Annotated in this window: 21 protein-coding genes; 7 read left to right on the forward strand and 14 right to left on the reverse strand. The window is 64.7% G+C overall.

Annotated features, from left to right (window positions below; genetic code table 11):
- Nucleotides 1-34 precede the first annotated feature (34 nt).
- Nucleotides 35-181 (reverse strand): hypothetical protein, encoded by a 147-nt coding sequence (locus ICI42_RS09485; protein WP_188164499.1) that lies wholly within the window; start codon nucleotides 179-181, stop codon nucleotides 35-37.
- A 367-nt stretch (nucleotides 182-548) separates the two neighbouring features.
- Here ICI42_RS09485 and ICI42_RS09490 point away from each other — a divergent pair, with 367 nt between their 5' ends.
- Nucleotides 549-1,055: a YciE/YciF ferroxidase family protein gene (locus tag ICI42_RS09490; RefSeq protein WP_188164297.1), complete on the forward strand. Its 507-nt coding sequence runs from the start codon at nucleotides 549-551 to the stop codon at nucleotides 1,053-1,055.
- A gap of 66 nt (nucleotides 1,056-1,121) precedes the next feature.
- Here ICI42_RS09490 and ICI42_RS09495 read toward each other — a convergent pair whose 3' ends face one another.
- Nucleotides 1,122-1,811, reverse strand: coding sequence for an ArsR/SmtB family transcription factor (locus ICI42_RS09495; protein ID WP_188164298.1), 690 nt, complete (start codon nucleotides 1,809-1,811; stop codon nucleotides 1,122-1,124).
- 67 nt (nucleotides 1,812-1,878) lie between these two features.
- Between ICI42_RS09495 and ICI42_RS09500 the strand changes: the two genes are divergently transcribed.
- The gene (locus ICI42_RS09500) at nucleotides 1,879-2,082 is read left to right on the forward strand and encodes a DUF1127 domain-containing protein (protein ID WP_188164299.1); all 204 of its coding nucleotides are present in this window, start codon (nucleotides 1,879-1,881) and stop codon (nucleotides 2,080-2,082) included.
- 104 nt (nucleotides 2,083-2,186) lie between these two features.
- On the opposite strand, the gene mbfA is transcribed toward ICI42_RS09500, so the two are convergent.
- The gene (mbfA, locus tag ICI42_RS09505) at nucleotides 2,187-3,170 is read right to left on the reverse strand and encodes an iron exporter MbfA (protein ID WP_188164300.1); all 984 of its coding nucleotides are present in this window, start codon (nucleotides 3,168-3,170) and stop codon (nucleotides 2,187-2,189) included.
- A gap of 176 nt (nucleotides 3,171-3,346) precedes the next feature.
- Between mbfA and ICI42_RS09510 the strand changes: the two genes are divergently transcribed.
- Nucleotides 3,347-3,670: a hypothetical protein gene (locus ICI42_RS09510; protein WP_188164301.1), complete on the forward strand. Its 324-nt coding sequence runs from the start codon at nucleotides 3,347-3,349 to the stop codon at nucleotides 3,668-3,670.
- 192 nt (nucleotides 3,671-3,862) lie between these two features.
- Here ICI42_RS09510 and ICI42_RS09515 read toward each other — a convergent pair whose 3' ends face one another.
- From ICI42_RS09515 to ICI42_RS09545, 7 genes are all read right to left on the reverse strand, one after another.
- Nucleotides 3,863-4,699 carry a DMT family transporter gene (locus tag ICI42_RS09515; RefSeq protein WP_188164302.1) on the reverse strand — a complete coding sequence of 279 codons (837 nt, stop codon included), beginning with the start codon at nucleotides 4,697-4,699 and terminating at the stop codon, nucleotides 3,863-3,865.
- A complete protein-coding gene (locus ICI42_RS09520; protein WP_188164303.1) occupies nucleotides 4,699-5,274 on the reverse strand; it encodes a TetR/AcrR family transcriptional regulator in 576 nt (191 codons plus the stop codon). Before ICI42_RS09520 ends, ICI42_RS09515 begins: the two co-directional genes overlap by 1 nt.
- Nucleotides 5,275-5,368: 94 nt before the next feature.
- The gene (locus ICI42_RS09525; protein ID WP_188164304.1) at nucleotides 5,369-6,505 is read right to left on the reverse strand and encodes an ABC transporter permease; all 1,137 of its coding nucleotides are present in this window, start codon (nucleotides 6,503-6,505) and stop codon (nucleotides 5,369-5,371) included.
- Complete coding sequence (locus ICI42_RS09530; RefSeq protein WP_188164305.1) at nucleotides 6,502-7,419, reverse strand: ABC transporter ATP-binding protein; 918 nt, start codon at nucleotides 7,417-7,419, stop codon at nucleotides 6,502-6,504. The genes ICI42_RS09525 and ICI42_RS09530 overlap by 4 nt, the downstream gene beginning before the upstream one ends.
- 112 nt (nucleotides 7,420-7,531) lie before the next feature.
- Nucleotides 7,532-8,482, reverse strand: a complete 951-nt coding sequence (locus ICI42_RS09535) for an HlyD family secretion protein (protein WP_188164306.1) — start codon at nucleotides 8,480-8,482, stop codon at nucleotides 7,532-7,534.
- Nucleotides 8,479-9,159 (reverse strand): CerR family C-terminal domain-containing protein, encoded by a 681-nt coding sequence (locus ICI42_RS09540; protein ID WP_188164307.1) that lies wholly within the window; start codon nucleotides 9,157-9,159, stop codon nucleotides 8,479-8,481. The genes ICI42_RS09535 and ICI42_RS09540 overlap by 4 nt, the downstream gene beginning before the upstream one ends.
- A 72-nt stretch (nucleotides 9,160-9,231) precedes the next feature.
- Nucleotides 9,232-9,924 (reverse strand): phosphatase PAP2 family protein, encoded by a 693-nt coding sequence (locus ICI42_RS09545; protein WP_188164483.1) that lies wholly within the window; start codon nucleotides 9,922-9,924, stop codon nucleotides 9,232-9,234.
- A 235-nt stretch (nucleotides 9,925-10,159) separates the two neighbouring features.
- On the opposite strand from ICI42_RS09545, the gene ICI42_RS09550 reads away from it, so the two are divergent.
- Entirely contained in the window at nucleotides 10,160-12,916 is a 2,757-nt protein-coding gene (locus ICI42_RS09550) for a hybrid sensor histidine kinase/response regulator (protein WP_188164308.1), read from the forward strand.
- A 15-nt stretch (nucleotides 12,917-12,931) separates the two neighbouring features.
- Here the strand turns inward: ICI42_RS09550 and ICI42_RS09555 are convergent, their stop codons facing one another.
- The 4 genes from ICI42_RS09555 to ICI42_RS09570 all read right to left on the reverse strand — a co-directional run bounded on the left by ICI42_RS09555 (nucleotide 12,932) and on the right by ICI42_RS09570 (nucleotide 15,431).
- Nucleotides 12,932-13,408 carry a DoxX family protein gene (locus tag ICI42_RS09555; protein ID WP_188164309.1) on the reverse strand — a complete coding sequence of 159 codons (477 nt, stop codon included), beginning with the start codon at nucleotides 13,406-13,408 and terminating at the stop codon, nucleotides 12,932-12,934.
- A complete protein-coding gene (locus ICI42_RS09560) occupies nucleotides 13,405-14,172 on the reverse strand; it encodes an HvfC/BufC N-terminal domain-containing protein (protein WP_188164310.1) in 768 nt (255 codons plus the stop codon). The genes ICI42_RS09555 and ICI42_RS09560 overlap by 4 nt, the downstream gene beginning before the upstream one ends.
- Nucleotides 14,173-14,174: 2 nt before the next feature.
- Nucleotides 14,175-15,038 carry an MNIO family bufferin maturase gene (bufB, locus tag ICI42_RS09565; protein WP_188164311.1) on the reverse strand — a complete coding sequence of 288 codons (864 nt, stop codon included), beginning with the start codon at nucleotides 15,036-15,038 and terminating at the stop codon, nucleotides 14,175-14,177.
- Between the two features lie 105 nt (nucleotides 15,039-15,143).
- Nucleotides 15,144-15,431 carry a BufA1 family periplasmic bufferin-type metallophore gene (locus tag ICI42_RS09570; protein ID WP_188164312.1) on the reverse strand — a complete coding sequence of 96 codons (288 nt, stop codon included), beginning with the start codon at nucleotides 15,429-15,431 and terminating at the stop codon, nucleotides 15,144-15,146.
- 185 nt (nucleotides 15,432-15,616) lie between these two features.
- Here ICI42_RS09570 and ICI42_RS09575 point away from each other — a divergent pair, with 185 nt between their 5' ends.
- The 3 genes from ICI42_RS09575 to lepA all read left to right on the forward strand — a co-directional run bounded on the left by ICI42_RS09575 (nucleotide 15,617) and on the right by lepA (nucleotide 18,660).
- On the forward strand, nucleotides 15,617-16,153 hold the full coding sequence (locus ICI42_RS09575; RefSeq protein WP_188164313.1) for a sigma-70 family RNA polymerase sigma factor: 537 nt from the start codon (nucleotides 15,617-15,619) through the stop codon (nucleotides 16,151-16,153).
- Between the two features lies 1 nt (nucleotide 16,154).
- Entirely contained in the window at nucleotides 16,155-16,790 is a 636-nt protein-coding gene (locus ICI42_RS09580) for an NrsF family protein (RefSeq protein WP_188164314.1), read from the forward strand.
- Between the two features lie 61 nt (nucleotides 16,791-16,851).
- Nucleotides 16,852-18,660, forward strand: a complete 1,809-nt coding sequence (gene lepA, locus ICI42_RS09585) for a translation elongation factor 4 (RefSeq protein ID WP_188164315.1) — start codon at nucleotides 16,852-16,854, stop codon at nucleotides 18,658-18,660.
- The last annotated feature ends 525 nt before the right edge of the window (nucleotides 18,661-19,185 follow it).

Consider the following 19,185-nt stretch of genomic DNA (forward strand, 5'->3'; position numbering starts at 1 on the left):
GTGCCTCCGCTTCCATCGTGGAAGCATAAGGCTTTTAGCGCATCGAGCCCATATCGAGACGGCGCGAGCAGGCGGGGCCGGGGCCGCGCATATAATGTCGTTCGGGACGGTAGGTCGGCGAGACGAATTCGCGGAATGCCGCGGCGAGTTTAACGATGCTGTTCCAGACTTTCATGTCCATTGTCCCTGTCCGTTCGGATGTCCCTTCCGAAGCGGTGCCGATGTTAGCGTCCGCGGGTGAATAAGCGGTGAATGCGATGTTAACCTTTGCCCTAAAATGCGCCGGATCGTGACCGGATTGCGATCTATTCGAGGCGATTCGAAGCCTTGCAGCGACATTCCCGCCGGTGTTGCTTTTGCGTCACGTTTGTTTCGGTCTTATGCCGCTGGAAAGGACAGCTGTATCGCTGAGCCGGCGATCCTGAGTTTTTCTGTCCGGGTACGATTTCATTCGGAACGGACCAAACCGGCGGGCGTTGATTGGGCAGTGGCGGCGTATCGGCCGCCCCAATCATTTCATCGAACGTGATCAACGGAAGGCAAGAACAATGGGCTTTTTCTCGAAAGACATCAAAACGCTGGACGACCTCTTCGTGCATACGCTGCGCGACATCTATTATGCCGAAAAGCAGATCGAAAAGACGTTGCCGACCATGGCCGAGAAGGCCACCAACCCTGAATTGAAGGCCGGCTTCGAAAAGCACCTGATGGAGACCAAGGGTCACATCGAACGGCTCGAGGAAGTCTTCGAGATGCACGGCGTCAAGGCCAAGGCGGTCAACTGCCCGGCCATCGACGGCATTCTCAAGGAAGCCGACGAGATAACCGGCGATATTGCCGACAAGCGCGTCCTCGATGCGGCGCTGATCGCCTCGGCGCAGGCGGTCGAGCATTACGAGATGACGCGTTACGGTACGCTCGTCGCCTGGGCCAACGAGCTTGGCCGCAGCGACTGCGCCGCCGTGCTCACCAAGAACCTCAAGGAAGAGCAGGCGACCGACAAGAAGCTCACCAAGCTGGCCGAAGGCGACGTCAACCTTCAGGCGGCCGAGTAAAGCCTACTACCCGTTATCGGCCTACCCACTACCGAAGCGGTCGGCCCCGCCGGCCGCTTCGTGCTGTCAAAGCTTCGGCAAAAACGTCTTCTCGAAGGCGCGCTTGCCCGGCGGCGTGAAGCTGATGACCCGGCTGCCCTCGATGCGGCGTGCCCATTTCTCGGTCAGAATCTTGTCGAGGATCGCTGCCCCCAGCGTGCCCGCCAGATGCGAACGCCGGACGCTCCAGTCGAGGCAGCCGCGGCAGACCGGGCGCCGCGATTTCTTTCCCAGCGTCTCTATGTCGATTCCCCGCGCAGAAAAGAAGCCGTGCCCCTGCGGTCCGAGGCTCACCGTTTCGTCTTGCACCTCGAGGATGCCGCGGGCTGCAAAGCTCTCGAACATGTCGACCGCATGGATGCCGGCGAGATGATCGTAGCAAATCCTCGCCTCGCGCAACGAGCTGTCGCGTGGCCCGGGCCGCGTCCGAGTCGGGCCGGAGCTCGCGGCGACGCCGGAGATCGATTCCAGCATGGCCGCCACCTGATATCCCGATAGCGCGTAATAGCGGTGCCGACCCTGGCTCTTCAGTTTCAGAAGCCCGCCCTCGGTCAGCTTGGCGAGATGCGAACTCGCCGTCTGCAGGGTCACGCCGGCCTCCAGCGCCAATTCGCTTGCCGTCAGCGCGCCGCCATCCATCAGCGCCGACAGCATGTTGGCGCGGGCGGGGTCGCCGACCAGAGCGGCGATGCGGGCGATGTCAGGTCCGTCTTTCATGGTTCGATCCTAGTCGAAGCATTCCCGTCAGGCAATCCGTATCCTTGGGCCATTCAAGGAGACGAAAATGTCCACCCGTTCCAAAATACTCTCGCATCCCGCACCATCCCGGTCACTGGTTCTGCGCTGCGCCCTTCGCCTTGTGCGCAGGTGGCATCAGCGTCATCGCCAAAGGCTGCATCTCGACGAACTCAGCGACGACCATTTGCGCGATATCGGGCTCAGCCGCCGCGATGTGGAACGCGAATGTGCCAAGCCGTTCTGGCGCTGACCGGGCATCCTACGCGTTCCAACCCGCCGATGTTTCGATCCGGCTCGAAGCGTGGTTGCGTTAAGGGTCTGGTTGAACCGCTTTCGCGCAGTTTCCAACAGACGCTATGCGCTGCCGATCAGGATGCCGGCGGCGAGCACCAGTCCGCCGCCCACCACGACCTGAAGTGCGGCGCGCAGGAAAGGCGTTTCCATGAAGCGGTTCTGGATGAAGGCGATGGCCCAGAGTTCGACGAACACCACGGCGATGGCGATGCCGGTGGCAATGGCGAAGTTCGGGATGAGGTAGGGCAGGGCATGCCCCAGCCCGCCCACCGCCGTCATGATGCCGGAGGCCAGGCCGCGCTTGATCGGCGAGCCGCGACCCGACAGCTTGCCATCGTCATGAGCCGCCTCGGTGAACCCCATCGAAATGCCCGCGCCGACCGCCGCCGACGTGCCGACGAGAAAGGTCTGCCAGGTGTCCTGGGTGGCGAAGGCCGCGGCGAAGATCGGGGCGAGGGTGGAGACCGAGCCGTCCATCAACCCGGCCAGGCCCGGCTGCACATAGGTCAGGATGAACTGGCGGCGCTCCTTCTGGTTCTCGTCGGAGCGCGCGTCCTCCGGCAGATGCTCGTCCTCCAGCCGGTGCGCCAACGCGCCATGCGACTGTTCGGCGGCCGCCAGATCGCCCAGAAGCTTGCGGGTCGACACGTCGCTCGTCCGCTTGGCCGCCTCCTCGTAGAAGCGCTGCGCCTGCTGCTCCATGATCTCCGCCTGGGCGCGGACGGTATCCAGCCCCAGCGGCTTGACCAGCCAGTCCGGCCGGCGCTCGTAGTAGCCTCGGACGTGCTCGCGCCGGATCAGCGGCACGCGCTCGCCGAAGCGGCGGCGGTGCAGGTCGAGCAGGCTCGCCCGATGATGATCCTCCTCCTCCGCCATGGCGTCGAACACCTTGGCCGATTGGGGAAAATCGTCGCGCAGCCCGTCTGCGTAAGAGCGGTATATGCGGCCGTCATCCTCTTCGGAGGAAATGGCGAGCGCCAGAATCTCCTGTTCGGACAGCGTATCGAACGACCGCTTTCCGGCCCCGAAAATCAGCGAAAACATGTGTTGGACCGCCTAGTTTAGAATAATTCTAAACTAGGCCTGCGCCGCGCGTCCGTCAATATGCTGTGGACGCCTGTGACATTTCTGCCAAATGCGGCACCGCACCGCATCCTCCGTCTTGTGACGCCGCCCAGCATAGCTATATAGGCTAACATCAGCCTATAAGAGGATAGCGCATGTCCAGCCGTCGCCAGACACCCGGCCTCGATCCGAAACCCGTTCTGGAACTCATCGCCAGCATCGAGACCGACCTGCAGCGGCTGAAGGATATGCTGGCCTGCAAGGCCGAGCAGTTCGATCCCGCCAATCCGCACAACAAGACCTGCGACGGCAAGCTCACCGCCGATGGCGTGGAATGCTGCTACCGCATGTTCGACGAAGGCAAGTCGCGCTATTCGGTGGCGCAGTCGATGAAGATTTCCTTCGCCGCCGCCACCCATCGCTTCAACGCCTGGCGCAAGGCCGGCGGCGAAAAGCGCCAAAAGACGCTCTTGGGCTAGTGCAAGATGCGTTCAGATTGAGGCGTTCCGTTTCACCGCTGGCGAAACGATCCGGCAGGAGAGTCGCGCAGGTCGATGGGGGTCCAACGTCCGAGCGGCTCGACGTACCGGGTGTCCGCCAGCGGGAGACCCTTCGGGCTGGGTTAATTCGGCAGAACGCTTCAATCTGAGCGCATCTTGCTCTAAGCGCCGTCACGGCCGATAGCCGATGCAGATCGCGCCCATTGCCACCACGGCACATGCCATGACACGCCTGGCGGTCAGGCTTTCTCCCAGGAACAGCCGGCCGATCAGCGCTGCGAACACGACGCTGGTTTCCCGCAACGCGGTGATCGGGCCTGCCGGCCCCAGCGCGAAAGCCGCCACGACGATGCCATAGGCGGCCAGCGCCACGACGCCGCCGGCAAGCGCGTTCCACGTCTCGGGCGAACCGATCTCGACGGAAATTCTGCCGCGCACCGCCAGGAAGGCCGCGACCATCAGCACGCCGTAAACAGCCACCACCCATACCGTATACGCGCCGCTGTTCCCCGCCAGCCGCACGCCGATCGCATCGACAGTGACATAGCTTGCGATCACCGCCCCCGTCGCCAGGGCAAACAGGATGGAATGCGCCGAGGCCCTGCCTCTGCCGAGCGAAAGGCTCATGATGCCTCCCGCCACCAGTACGACGCCGCCGATCTGATACGGCCCCGGAACCTCTCCGGCCAAGGCGACGCCGCCCAGCATAACCAGCAGCGGCACGGTCCCGCGCACGATGGGGTAGACCTGGCCCAGGTCGCCGGTTCTGTAGGCGGCGACGAGAAAGACGCTGTAGCCGACCTGCAGCGTCGCCGAAAGCACGACATACACCCAGGCCGAAGGGTCGGGCAGGGGATAGAGTGCGATCAACGGCAGCGCCACGGCCGAACTCGCGAAACTCATCACCGTGACCGTCCACAGCCGGTCGGCGCCGGTGCGCAGGAAGGCGTTCCATGTCGCGTGAAGAAGCGCCGCCGACAGCGCCAGCGCGATGACCAGGACGCTCATTAGCCGGGCGCGTCGAGAATGCGGGCTGCTGCCTGGCGCATATCGGCAATGGCGGCCTTGCCCTGTCCCATCTGCGCCAGAAGCGTGGCGCCCTCCAGAAGCATCAGCAATGTCGCGGCGATGCTTGCGGCGCGTTCGCCCGGCATCCGGGCCGCAAGGATGTCGCGCATGCGGCGCTTCAATCCATCCTTCTGCCTGGTGACGGCCTTGAAGACCACATGGTCCGGCTCGCCGAACTCGGCCAGCGCGTGCTGGAACAGGCAGCCGTGGAAGTCGGGGCTGTCGAACCAGCGCTGATACCAATCCAGGATCGTGGCGATCTTGTCGTCCGGCGTCTGCGCCGTCTCGGCAAGCCGGTCGAGCTGACGTTCGAACCGTGCGGTGCGCCAGTCCAGCACCTCGGCGATCAGCCCGTCCTTGTTTGGAAAATGCCGGTACATCGTCATCTTGGCCACCTCGGCCTCGGCGATGATCCTGTCGATTCCGGTGGCGTGAAAGCCGCCGCGCTTGAACAGCCGATAGGCGGTTTCAACGATATGCTGGCGTTTTTCGGCGGCGAGGCGGCTTGGTGCCATGGATTTTACTCAAGTGAGACAGACCTGTCTCACCTTTGCGCCCGTTGGGGTGCTCCGTCAAGGGCCCAGGTGCGACTGGACCGAGCCCGTCCGCTCAATCCAGAGTGCGCCTGAAGCGCAGCAGCGCCATCCCGGCGAAGACGAAGACGAACAGCCACAGCGCGCCGATCTCGATGGCGATGTCGGAGAAGCCGGCGCCCTTCAGCATCACGGCGCGGATGATGCGGATGAAATGGGTGAGCGGAAACACCTCGCCCAGCGCCTGCGCCCATTCGGGCATGCCCCGGAACGGGAACATGAATCCCGACAGCAGGATCGACGGCAGGAAGAAGAAGAACGACAATTGCATCGCCTGCATCTGCGTGCGCGCCACCGTCGAAATCGTGTAGCCCAAAAGCACCAGCGACATGACGAACACCAGGATCGAGAACAAAAGCAGCGTCAGGCTGCCGATGAACGGCACGCCGAACAGATATTTCGCCGCCGGCAGCACCACCAGCACCTGCACCGCGCCCACCGCCGCATAGGGCAGCACCTTGCCCAGCATGATCTCGGCGGGCGAGGCGGGCATGGCGAGCAGGTTTTCCATCGTGCCGCGCTCGCTCTCGCGGGTCAGTGCCATCGACGTCATCATCACCATGGTCATCTGCAAAATGACGCCGAGCAGGCCGGGCACGATATTGTATTGCGAGATGCCTTCCGGATTGTAGCGGCGATGCACGATCACCTGCAGGCGGCTTGCCTGTTCCTCCGCCGCCTCCGCTTGTTTGCCCTGCTCGCGCAGCAGCGCCTGGCTGGCAACCGTGCCGAGCGTCGAAATCGCGCCCGATGCCACAGAAGGATCGGTCGCGTCCGCCTCGATCAGGATGGTCGGGTTGTCGCCGCGCGCGACGCGTCGGGCGAAATCGCCGGGTATGGTCACGACGAACGCCACGTCGCCGCGCGCCATCAGGCTTTCCGCTTCCTCCGTATTGGCCACCAGATGCTCGAAGCGGTAATAGCCGGTCATCTCAAGCGCCGAGACGATGGCCCGGGTGTAGTTGTCGTTGCTGGTCGCCACCAGGGCTGCGGGCAGGCTTTTCGGGTCGTTGTTGATGGCGAAGCCGAACAGCACCAGAAGCATCAGCGGCACGCCCAGCATCATGGCGAAGGTGACGCGGTCGCGCCGCATCTGGATGAATTCCTTCGACAGCAAGGCGCCGAGCCGGGTGAGGGAGAAGCCGCCGTTCATGGCATATTGTCCTTCGAGCCGGCCATGAACTGGATGAACACATCCTCCAGGCTGGTTTCGCCGGCTTCGACCGTCACGCCGGGACGGGCGCGGATGTCGGCCAGGGCGGTCTCCAGCTTGTCCTTGTCGGAGCCCACCACATGCAGCGTCGTGCCGAAGGGCGCGACCTGGTCGACACCGTCGCGGCCTTCCAGCGCGCTGGCGACTTCGTTGAGCGTGTCGCCGCGCAGCACGAAAGTGGTCAGCCCGGCATTCTTCACCACCTCGTCCACCGTGCCGGTCGCGAGCAGCTTGCCATAGGAAATGTAGCTGATGCGGTGGCAGCGCTCGGCCTCGTCCATGTAGTGGGTGGAGACCAGCACGGTCAGCCCGCCGCGCGCCAGGAGATGGATTTCGTCCCAGAACTCGCGCCGCGCCTTGGGGTCGACGCCGGCGGTCGGCTCGTCCAGCAAAAGCAGCTTCGGCTTGTGCATGATGCAGGCGGCCAGCGCCAGACGCTGCTTCCAGCCGCCTGACAGCGTGCCGGCAAGCTGCTTGCGCCGCGAGGTCATGCCGAGATCGGCCAGCGTGTCGGCGACATGCTTGTCCACCGGGCTCATGCGATAGAGGCGGGCGACGAACTGCAGGTTTTCCTCGATCGTCAGATCCTCGTAGAACGAGAATTTCTGCGTCATGTAGCCGACTTCGCGCTTGATCTTCAGGCCCTCGTGGCGAAGATCGAAGCCCAGAACCTGGCCTTCGCCCTCGTCGGGCGTCAGCAGGCCGCACATCATGCGGATGGTGGTCGTCTTGCCCGAGCCGTTGGGGCCGAGAAAGCCGACGATCTCGCCCTCCGCCACGCTCATCGAGACATGGTCGACGACGGTCTTGTCGCCGAAGCGCTTGACGAGGTTGCGGACGTCGATGGCGTTCATCGGACGCGGTCCGATGAGAGCGAATAGCGAGTAGCCAATAGCGAATAGGGAAGAATAGAAGAACCGTTTGACATCAAAGACCTGCCTGTAATCTCTCGCTACTCGCTACTCGCTACTCGCTACTCGCTACTCGCACATCCACGATCTGCCCTGGCTGCAGCGCCCGCGCATCGCCTTCCGGCCGGGCCTCGACGAGGTAGACGAGCTTCTGGCGGTTCTCGAGCGAGTAGATCACCGGCGGGGTGAATTCCGGGTCGGGCGAGATGTAGCTGATGCGGGCGCGCATGCCTTGCGGGCAGCCGTCGCAGCCGACCTCGAGCAGACCGCCCACCTTCAGCGAGGAGAACGCCGCCTCGGGCACGAACACCGACAGCTTCACCGCGCCGTCGGGCAACAGCGAGATCACCGGCGCGGCCGGGCCGGCGGTGTCGCCGGGGTTGCGGATGACGTCGTCGACGCGGCCGGGCGAAGGCGCCGTCAGCGTGCGCTTGGAAAGCTGCCATTGCGCCTGTTCCAGCGTCGCGCGCGCCTGCTTGACCTGATTTTCGGCGGCTTTGATCTCTTCGGGCCGCGCCGGCAGGCGAGCGACATCCAGATTGGCCTCGGCCTGGCCGACGGCGGCGTCGGCGACCTCGACCTGTGTCGTCGCCTCGTCCTGCTGCGCCTGGGTGGCGGTGCCGCGGCGAAACAGGTCCTGGATGCGGTTCAGCACCCTGGCGGCTTCCGCCGACTGCGCCTGGGCCGAGCGCACAGCGGCCTGCAGCACGGCGATTTCCTCGGGCCGCTTGCCGACCTGCAGATTGGCCAGCTGCGCCTCCGCCTGGGCAAGCGCTGCTTCCGCCTGCGATACGGCGATCACCGCATCGGTGTTTTCCAGCGTGACGATCGGCGCGCCGGTCTCGACGCGGTCGCCGCGCGCAACCTTGACCTCCAGCACCTGCGCGACCTCGATCGGCGCCATCAGCACGAAATCGCCCTCGACATAGCCGACGGCCAGCGGGCCGGGTGCCGCGCAGGACGCAAACAGGCTGGCTGCGAAAGGGATCGAACACAAAAGGCTCATGCGGGCTTCCCTTTCCGGGCTGCGAGAATGGCTGTCAGATTGGTGCGCACGGCATCGACGATCTGCGCCGACTCCGCCGTGCCGATCTCGGCCCACCCCATCCGGCGCAACACCGCCTCGCGGCCGATGCGGAAATAGATGACCTGGCCGATCATGGTGAACACGGTCAGCTTGGTGGCGTCGGCTTCGGCCTCGTCGTCCGTGGCGCGCTGCCAGATCAGGCACAGGCGGCGGTGCAGCGGCTCGAACAGGCCATCATAGATGCGGTCGAGCGCCTCTGTGGGGCGGGCGAGTTCGCGCAGGACGAACTGCACGATGTCGCCGGCCTCGGGCCGCGCCACCATGAAGGAGACCATGCGGTCGACCGCCGCGTAAAGCTGCGCCTCCGCCTCGTCGCGGCCGGCCGGCGCGCTCTCGGCGTCGAGCTTGCCCAAAACGGGGCCGGCAATGGTCTGGATCATCTCCACGATCAGGTCGGCAGCTGCAGTCCGCAAGCCGTCCTTGCCGCCGAAATGATAGGCGATGGAGCCGATATTGGCCTTCGCCTCGGCTGCGATCTCGCGCGTCGATGTGCCGTCGAAACCTTGCTGGCCGAATAGCTTCAGCGCCGCCATGGCAAGCGCCTTGCGGGTGGCCTCCGGACCGGATGAGGGCTGCGTCTCTTTCATGTCGAGCATTTAATCAATCGATTGATTAAATGTCAAGGCCAGCCTTAATCTGCCTACCCGTCGCTTTTCATCGAGTGGTCGTCAAATGTTATCGGGCGCCGTATCCTGGCGTCCCAGCCACTGGCTTGCCAGCCAGCACAAGGTCGCCCAGGCAAAGCCGGCGCACCAGCCGGCAAGCACGTCGCTCGGCCAATGCACGCCGAGATAAAGCCGGCTCATTCCCACCATCAGCGTGGTCAGTATGGCGACGCAGAAGACATAGAGGGTCGCCGCCCGGTTCGGCATGGCGCGCGATAGCAGCGCGCCCAACGTCAGGTAGGTCACCGCCGACAGCATCGCATGGCCGCTGGGGAAACTCATCGTGTGCACCTGCGACAGATGCGAGACCAGTTCGGGGCGAGGGCGGTCGATGCCCAGCTTCAGCAGGCTCGACAGCAGCTGCCCGCCGGCGATGGACACGAAGGCGAACACAGCCAGTCCCCAGCGCCGGACGAGCAGGAGATAGATGATGACGATGGCCGTGAAATAGATCAGAACGACCGCGCCGCCGAGGGCTGTGATGTCGCGCACCGCTTCCTCGAACCAGCTCGGCCCGATCGGGTCGGATGGGTCCCCCGCCGTGCGGAAGGCGAGCAGGATCCTCATGTCGAAGGCATGCGGGTCGCTGTCGCGCGCCACTTCGGAGAGTTCGACGAAGCCCCACAGCCCGCCGGCGATGATCAGGCCCGCGATCAAAAGCGAGAGCTGGATCCTGTTCCTGAGGCTCTGGAACATTCCGCCCATGCGACATCTCTCCTGTTTGAATGGCACCACATAGGATGCGACCCCACGCAAGGCCATAGGGCTACGGCGTTTTCCTCCGTTTGCGATGCCACGCCTCGTGCTGCGAAAAATTGTCTTCGATATCTTGCTCTGAATCGACCTCACTCTATTTGAGCCGCGATTGAGCTGCGTTCACGAGGGTTTCAGCCGGCAACTGCTGCATTTCGGAATCGGGGGGTCTTGCCACTTGAGCACACAGGACGCGTCGTTCAGGGCCATTGTCGACAGCACGCTGTCGTTTGCCATCATCGCCACCGATCGCGACGGCCTCATCACCCATTGGAACAGCGGTGCCGAGCATGTCTTGGGCTGGCCGTCCGCCGCGATGGTCGGTGGCTCCATCGCCGGCATTTTCACGCCCGAGGACCGCGCGGCGGGACGTCTGGAGCAGGACCTTGCACTGGCGAAACAGTCCGGCCGCGCCAATGGCCAGCGCTGGTATATGCGCGGCGACGGCTCCCGCTTCTGGGCGTCGGGCGAACTGACGCCGCTGCGCTCGGAACAGGGCGATCATATCGGCTTTGTCATGGTCCTGCGCGACGCCACCGGCGAGGAAGACGCGCGGCGCGAACTTGCCATGCGGCGGGAGCATCTGTCTCAGATGTTCGAGCAGGCGCCCACCTTCATGGCGATCCTGAACGGGCCGGAGCACCGCTTCGAGCGTGTCAATCCCGGCTACCGCAAGCTGATCGGCCACCGCGAAGTGCTTGGCATGACGGTGGCGGAGGCCTTGCCCGATGCCGTCGAGCAGGGCTTTCTGAACATTCTCGACGAGGTCTATCGCACAGGTGTGCCGTTCCAGGCCGACGGCTATCGCTATGCCGTGCAGACCGAGCCCGGCGGGCCGGTTGACGAACGCTTCGTCAATTTCGTCTACCAGCCGTTGCGCGACGGCGATGGCGCCGTCACCGGCATCTTCGTCGAAGGCGCCGATGTCACCGACCGCACCGTCGTGGCCAACACGATGCGCGAGAACGAGCAGCGCTACCGCACGCTGTTCGACGCCATCGACGAAGGCTTCTGCATCATCGAGTTCTTCGACGGGCCGCATGGTCCGCTCAGCGACTACATCCATGTCGAGGCCAACGCCGCCTATGCGCGCCATGCCGGCATTCCCAATGTCGTCGGCCAGAAGCTGCGCGAGATGGTCGGCGAAGAGGCCGATTCCTGGGTGGCGCGCTATGGCGGCGTGCTCAGGACCGGCCAGCCCATCCGCTTCGAGCAGGAGCTGATTGCCACCGGCCGCTATCTCGAACTCGCCGCCGTCCGGATCGAGCCGCCGAGCCGCAAGCAGGTCGCCGTCATCTTTCAGGACATCTCCGCCCGCAAGCAGGCGGAGGTCGCCCTGCGCAAAAGCGAGGAACAGTTCCGCGTCTTCGCCCAGGCCGTGCCCAACCATGTCTGGGCCGCGCGCCCCGATGGCGAGCTCTACTGGTTCAACAACCGCGTCTACGAATATGCCGGCGAGGCGGTCGGCACGCTCGACGGCGCGAAATGGGCCGCCATCGTTCATCCCGCCGATCTGCCGCATGCGTCCGAAGCCTGGTCGGCAGCGCTTGCCACCGGCAAGATCTATGAGACGGAATTCCGCATCCTGCGCGCCGACGGCGCCTATCGCTGGTTTCTGGTGCGCGCAGAGCCGGTCTTCGGACCCGATGGCGCTGTCCTGTCCTGGATCGGCACCAACACCGACATCGAAAACAGCCGCCGCCAGGCGCATGAACTCGCCATCCTCAATGAAACGCTGGAACATCAGGTCGAGCAACGCACCCATGAACTGATGGCGGCGGAAGAGGCGCTCCGGCAATCCCAGAAGATGGAGGCGGTCGGCCAGCTCACCGGCGGCCTGGCGCATGATTTCAACAATCTGCTCGCCGGCATCACCGGCAGCCTGGAAATGCTGGAGAAGCGTATCGCCCAAGGGCGCTCCAACGAGGTCGAGCGCTATGTCACGGCGGCCCAGGGTGCTGCCAAGCGGGCGACCGCGCTGACGCATCGTCTGCTCGCCTTCTCGCGCCGCCAGACGCTCGATCCCAAGCCCACGGACGTCAATCGTCTCGTCGCCGGCATGAACGAGCTCGTCCGCCGCACCATGGGTCCGCAGATCGAGGTCGAGGTGGTCGCCGCCGCCGGTCTGTGGCCGACGCTGGTCGATTTCAACCAGCTCGAAAATGCGCTGCTCAATCTGTGCATCAATGCGCGCGACGCCATGCCGGACGGCGGCAAGCTGACCATCGAGACCGGCAATCGCTGGCTTGACGAGGTCGCCGCGCGCCAGCGCGAAATCCCCCCCGGCCAATACATCTCGATGTGCGTGTCCGACAACGGCACCGGCATGGCGCCAGAGGTCGTCGCCAAGGCTTTCGATCCGTTCTTTACCACCAAGCCGATCGGCGTCGGCACCGGCCTCGGCCTGTCGATGATCTACGGTTTCGCCCGCCAGTCGGGCGGTCAGGTCCGCATCTATTCCGAAGTCGGGCAGGGTACCATGGTGTGCCTCTATCTGCCGCGTTATCACGGCGCGATGGAAGACAGCCAGCACATCGACCCTGGTCCGGAAGCCGAGCGCGCCGATGGCGAGACGGTGCTGGTGGTCGACGACGAGGCGCTGGTGCGCATGCTCGTGGTCGAGGTGCTGGAGGAACTCGGCTATGCCGTCATCGAAGCCGAAGACGGCGCGTCGGGGCTGAAAATCCTCCAATCGGATGCGCGCATCGACCTGCTGGTCAGCGATGTCGGCCTTCCCGGCGGCATGAACGGGCGCCAGATGGCGGATGCCGCGCGTGTCAAGCGGCCCAACCTGCCGGTGCTGTTCATCACCGGTTATGCCGAAAACGCCGTCGTCAGCCACGGCCATCTCGACCATGACATGCACGTCATGACCAAGCCCTTCGCGCTCGACGCGCTCGCCGCCCGCATCAAGGAACTGGTCGGCAGCAAGTAGCGGCGAGCACCGGCGCTACCGGCGATGCAGCAGGCGGTCGAGCGACAGCCAGCCGCCGCCATAGACCACCAGTGTCAGTGCCATGGCCGCCCAGGGCAGATGGAAATTGGCCCATCCTTCGGGCACAGTCAGCTGGATGATCGCCGTCATCGCCAGAATGCCGAGTGCTGCAAAACGCGTTCCCAATCCGAGCACGAGCAGGATCGGCAGGACGATCTCTCCGATACCCGATAGCGTCGCCATCAGGATCGGCGCCGGAAAGGGGTACAGCCCGCCGAAGATGTGCAGTTGAAACTCCTGGGTGAACAGATAGCGCGCACCGTTGGAGAGGGTCAGGAAACCGTCCCATTTGGTCAATCCGGATTTGAAGAAGGGGACCGCCAGAGCGACACGCAATGCGGCCAGCGGCAGCGCGGCCGGAATAGCGGCCAGAAGCGTCTCGGCGCGCGCCAGGGGCGAAGTCGGTTTCGGTGCGGATGCGAGGGCGGTCATGGTTTGCTCTCCTGCGGTAACAAGGCTTGAAATGCGCCCAGCGAGACGAGCCCGACCAGAGCGGGCCCGAAGGCGAAGCCGCTGTCGGCTTCCAGCGCCAATTCGGCGGCGGCTTGCATCGTCTGCCCGGCAAAAAGCGCGCGGGCGAATGCGGCATCGCGGTCGGGAATGATGTGGACGCTCACCTCCATCCCGGGCCGGGCGACAACAACGGTTTCGCGGCCTCGCACAGTGATCTCGCCCGCGCTGTCCGTCTGATGCGCCTGCCAGATGCTGCCTGCCGGATATGGCGAAGTCAAAAGCGCTGCGGCTGGATGCGGAACCAGCGCGCAGTTGGCAATATCGGCCGCATCGGCCAGCGCCGAAGCGCCGATCGCATCCGTGTCGGCAGCGTGATAGGCGCGGGTCCACAAGGCCTCCAGCGCGGCGGTATCGGCGAGATAGGGCAGGCTCCTGGCCGGCTCGAAGGTTGCGATGTATTCGGGGAAGCCGTCGCCATAGTCGAAGATCAGCGGCGATGCCGGCTTTTCCCTGGCGATGAAGCCCCGCGCCATAACGGCGAAGAAATCCTCGCCGACAAGGCGGCGCGTCACCGGAAACCGGTTCGCCAGCGCATTGTGCAAGGCAACGGCGACATTGTTGCGATAGACGGCGAAGCGCTTGGCGTCGGGCAGGCCGCGCGCCGTGGTCACGCCGACGGGCAGGGGAGCCGCCGGATCGAGCAGCGCCGTGACGAAATCGTGCTGGAAGGCGGCGTGGTTCATGCTCAGGCGCGCTTTCGGCTGGGCGACACCGATGCCATGGCTGCGTCGGCGTGGCGGGCCTCTTCGAGCAGCACCGCGAAATCTGGTATGTCGTTGTCCCATTCGATCAGTGTCGGCAGGGGGCCGCTGCGCGCCAGCACCGCCTGGTAGAGCGCGAACACATCGGGGCTGACGCGCGAGCCATGCGCGTCGATCAAGAGCCGCTCGCCGGCGCCGTCGGTCGTCTCGTCATAGCCGGCGAGATGGATTTCGCCGACGCGGAACAGCGGAAAGCGCGCAATATAGGCATAAGGGTCGAGACCGTGATTGACGGCCGAGACCATGACGTTGTTGACGTCGAGCAGCAGGCCGCAGCCGGTGCGCTCGGCGATCCTGTCGAGAAAATCGATTTCGTCGATGCTGCTTTCGGCAAACAGGATGTAGGTCGAAGGGTTCTCAAGCAGCAGGCGGTAGCCGGTTTCCTGCTGCACCGTATCGACATGCTCCACCACGCGGTCGAGCGTTTCCGGCGTATAGGGGAGCGGCAGCAGATCGTTGAGAAATCCGCTGTCATGGGTCGACCAGGCGAGATGCTCGGAAAAGGATTGCGGCTTGTAGCGGTCCAGCGCGCCGCGCAGCCTTTTGAGGTGTTTTCGGTCGAGCGGGCCGGCCGAGCCGATGGACAGGCCGACGCCGTGCAGCGACAGCGGATAGCGTTCGGCGATGTCGCCCAGCATGCGATGCGGTGCGCCGCCGTCGCCCATGTAGTTTTCGGCGTGGACTTCGAAGAAGCCGACATCGGGCCAATCCCGCGCGATCGCCTCGAAATGCTCGGGCTTGAAGCCGAGGCCCGCGCGGCCGGGCAGGGTGGTCTGGTTCAGCGTCATGAAAAGTCCTCGCCAAAAGAAAAGGCGAAGGCCCGCCGGGGCCTTCGCGGTTCCGCCGTCAGAGTCTGTTTGAAAACGCTCTGACGCAGCAGTTCAAAAAGACTCTCAGCCCTTGGAAGGCTCGAGCATCCCCATATGCCCATCCACGTTCATCGTGGTGCAGGTGCCGGCCGGCACTGCCTTCCAGGCATCGGCCTGATAATCCATCGTCGAAGTGCCTGCGCAGGTCGTGCCGGCGCCGGCGGCGCAATCGTTCTGGCCCTTCAGCGAGATGCCGTAGCATTTTTCCATGCCGACCATCTTCTCGGGGGGCAGGGGGGAGGCGCTGGCAATGCCGGAAAGGGCGGTGGCAAGCGAGCCGGCAAGGGCGAGTGCGAGCGTCTGACGGTTCATGGTCGTCTCCTGTGTGGGTTGGAAGGAACGCTCCCTGCGCTCCTCACCGATGACTTCGCGATGTCGCCGCTCTGTGTTACGCCCTGCGCCGAACACGGTTTCGTGATCGCATTTGGGGCTTGGACAAAATCCGCCGCCGCGCGTAACAAACCACCATTGGCTGTCGTATGAGGAGGAAGATGCGCGTGACCAAGGCTGACGAAGCCCGGCTGTCGCGTCTGTTGCTGGCCTCGCTCGATGGCGACGAGCGGGCTTATGCCGCGTTCCTGTCCGAGATCGCCGCTCTGGTGCGCGGCTTCGCAAGGCGGCGGCTGACAGGCGGCGGGATCGACGCGGAGGATGTCGTGCAGGACACGCTTCTGGCCATCCACCTGAAGCGCCATACCTGGCTTGTGGGCGCGCCGGTGTTGCCCTGGGTGTTCGCCATCGCCCGCCACAAGCTGATCGACGCCTTCCGCAAGAAGGGCCGGCGGGTGGAGATCGACATAGACGACTTCGCCGGCGTGCTCGCCGAGCCGGAGACCGAAACGGCAAGCGAGCGCGACATTGCGCGCGCGCTGGAAGGGCTCGCCCCGGTGCAGCGCAGCGTGGTCGCCTCGATCTCCGTCGATGGACGCTCCATCGCCGAGACGGCGGACGGATTGAAGATGAGCGAGACGGCGGTGCGGGTGGCGCTGCATCGCGGGCTTGCGGCGATTGCCCGCCGTTTCGGAAGGAACTGAGATGGACACCGAACGACTGATCAGGACCCTGGGCAAGGATACCGCCGCCGCGACGCCGTTCCGCGCCACGCTCCTGCGCGGCCTTCTCGCAGCCGCGGCCCTTGCCGGCATCGTCTTCTTCGCAGCGCTTGGGCCCCGCGCGGATCTCGCGGCGGCGCTGGAGACGGCGCGTTTCCTGTTCAAATTCGTCGTCACCCTGGCGCTGGCCATCGCCGCCTATGGCGCGGTCACTGTCTTGTCGCGCCCCGGCGCTGCTCTTGCGCACCGTCTGCTCCTGCTTTTGGCGCCGGTGGTGCTCCTGGCGCTCGCTGGTGTGGCCGAGGCCGTCAGCGTGCCCGAGGCGGAATGGGCATCGCGCGCGCTGGGCACCAACAGCGTCTTGTGCCTGACCTTCATCCCGCTGATCGGTATCGCCCCGCTCGCCGTGCTGCTTCATGCGCTGCGCGCGGGCGCGCCGACCCGCCCCGTTCTGACGGGGGCGGTGGCCGGGCTTCTGGCCGGCGGAGTGGCCGCCACCTTCTACGCCATCCACTGCTTCGACGATTCGCCCTTCTTCGTGGCGGTGTGGTACAGCCTCGCGGTGGCCATCCTCGCGCTCGCCGGTGCCGTGGCCGGGCGCGTGGTCCTGCGCTGGTAGTGCTGCCTTTGCGCCCTTTCGCGCGCTTGTGGAAGGGCGGGTCTCCTGCTAAAGCGCGCCCATGAGCACGCCCATTTCCCACATCCGCAATTTCTCCATCGTCGCCCATATCGACCATGGCAAGTCGACGCTCGCCGACCGTCTGATCCAGTCCACCGGCGGGCTGGAGCTGCGCGAGATGACCGAGCAGGTCCTCGACAACATGGACATCGAGCGCGAGCGCGGCATCACCATCAAGGCGCAGACCGTGCGCCTGAAATACCGCGCCAACAATGGCGAGGACTACACCCTCAACCTGATCGACACGCCCGGCCATGTCGACTTCGCCTATGAGGTGTCGCGCTCGCTGTCGGCCTGCGAAGGCTCGCTTCTGGTCGTCGACGCCAGCCAGGGCGTCGAGGCGCAGACGCTGGCGAACGTCTACCAGGCGATCGACAACAACCACGAGATCGTCGTGGTGCTGAACAAGATCGACCTTCCCGCCGCCGAGCCCGAGCGCATCCGCGAGCAGGTCGAGGAGGTCATCGGCATCGACGCCTCGCAGGCCGTGCTGATCTCGGCCAAGTCGGGCATCGGCATTCCCGACGTGCTGGAGGCCATCGTCAACCAGCTGCCGCCGCCGCGCGAGGGCGACGCCACCAAGCCGCTCAAGGCGATGCTGGTCGATTCGTGGTACGACACCTATCTCGGCGTCATCGTGCTGGTCCGCGTCATCGACGGCGTGATGAAAAAAGGCCAGACCATCCGCATGATGGAGGCCAACGCCAAATATCTGGTCGAGCGCACCGGCTTCTTCACGCCCAAGATGATCCAGGCCGACGAGATCGGCCCCGGCGAGTTCGGCTTCTTCACCGGCTCGATCAAGGAAGTGGCCGACACCCGCGTCGGCGACACCATCACCGAGGACCGCCGCCCCACCGCGCATGCGCTGCCGGGCTTCAAGCCGGCGCAGCCCGTCGTGTTCTGCGGCCTGTTTCCGGTCGACGCCGCCGATTTCGAGGACCTGCGCGCCGCGATGGGCAAGCTGCGCCTCAACGACGCCTCGTTCTCCTTCGAGATGGAAACCTCGGCAGCCCTCGGCTTCGGCTTCCGCTGCGGCTTTCTGGGCCTTTTGCATCTCGAAATCATCCAGGAGCGGCTGGAGCGCGAGTTCAACCTCGACCTCATCGCCACAGCCCCCTCCGTCGTCTACCGGATGGCGATGACCGACGGCTCGGTGAAGGAGCTGCACAATCCCGCCGATATGCCCGACCTGGTCAAGATCGCGCATATCGAGGAGCCGTGGATCCGCGCCACCATCCTGACGCCCGACGACTATCTCGGCGGCATCCTGAAACTCTGCCAGGACCGTCGCGGCATCCAGGCCGACCTTTCCTATGTCGGCAAGCGCGCCATGCTGGTCTACGACCTGCCGCTCAACGAAGTCGTCTTCGACTTCTACGACCGGCTCAAGTCGATCTCCAAGGGCTACGCCTCCTTCGACTACCATCTGACCGACTATCGCGAGGGCGATCTGGTCAAGATGTCGATCCTGGTCAATGACGAGGCGGTCGACGCGCTGTCGATGCTGGTCCACCGCACCGCCGCCGAAAAGCGCGGCCGCACCATGTGCGAGAAGCTCAAGGAGCTGATCCCGCAGCATATGTTCAAGATTCCGATCCAGGCGGCCATTGGCGGCCGCATCGTGGCGCGCGAGACGATCTCGGCCCTGCGCAAGGACGTGACGGCGAAATGCTACGGCGGCGACGTCACCCGCAAGCGTAAGCTGCTCGAAAAGCAGAAAGAGGGCAAGAAGCGCATGCGCCAGTTCGGCAAGGTCGACATCCCGCAGGAAGCCTTTATTCAGGCGCTGAAGATGGGGGATAACTAAGCGCCAATCCTCCCCCGTTTACGGGGGAGGTGGCCCGAAGGGCCGGAGGGGGGGCGACGGGCAGTGGCAGCGTTGCACCTTTCTATGACCTCTGTGATTGGCGAAAGCCGACGTGACGGCTAATCTCCCCACCTGAGGGGGAGATGTCCGGCAGGACAGAGGGGGGCGCTGTCCCGCACCCCTCTCCACTTCGTCATTCCCGTGGTGGAGCCGAGCGCAGCGAGGCGGAAACCCGGGAATCCATTCCGTGGAGATGACGCATCCACCCTTTTCCTTCTCCCCCTGCGGGAGAAGGTGGCCGAGCCGAGCGCAGCGAGAGTGAGGTCGGATGAGGGGTGCTGGACGGAGCGCTACGCCCGCGATTGCGTGCCCGGTCCGCACCGGGTCACCCGTCTCCTGTACCGCCTCGTTTCTTCCAGCACCCCTCATCCGACTTCGCTTCGCTCAGCCACCTTCTCCCGCAAGGGGAGAAGGGCATGCGGCCGCGTTGCACCTCTTCTGCGACCTCGGCGATTGGCGACCACC

Source organism: Oryzicola mucosus (assembly GCF_014534685.1).
Lineage (GTDB): Bacteria > Pseudomonadota > Alphaproteobacteria > Rhizobiales > Rhizobiaceae > Oryzicola > Oryzicola mucosus.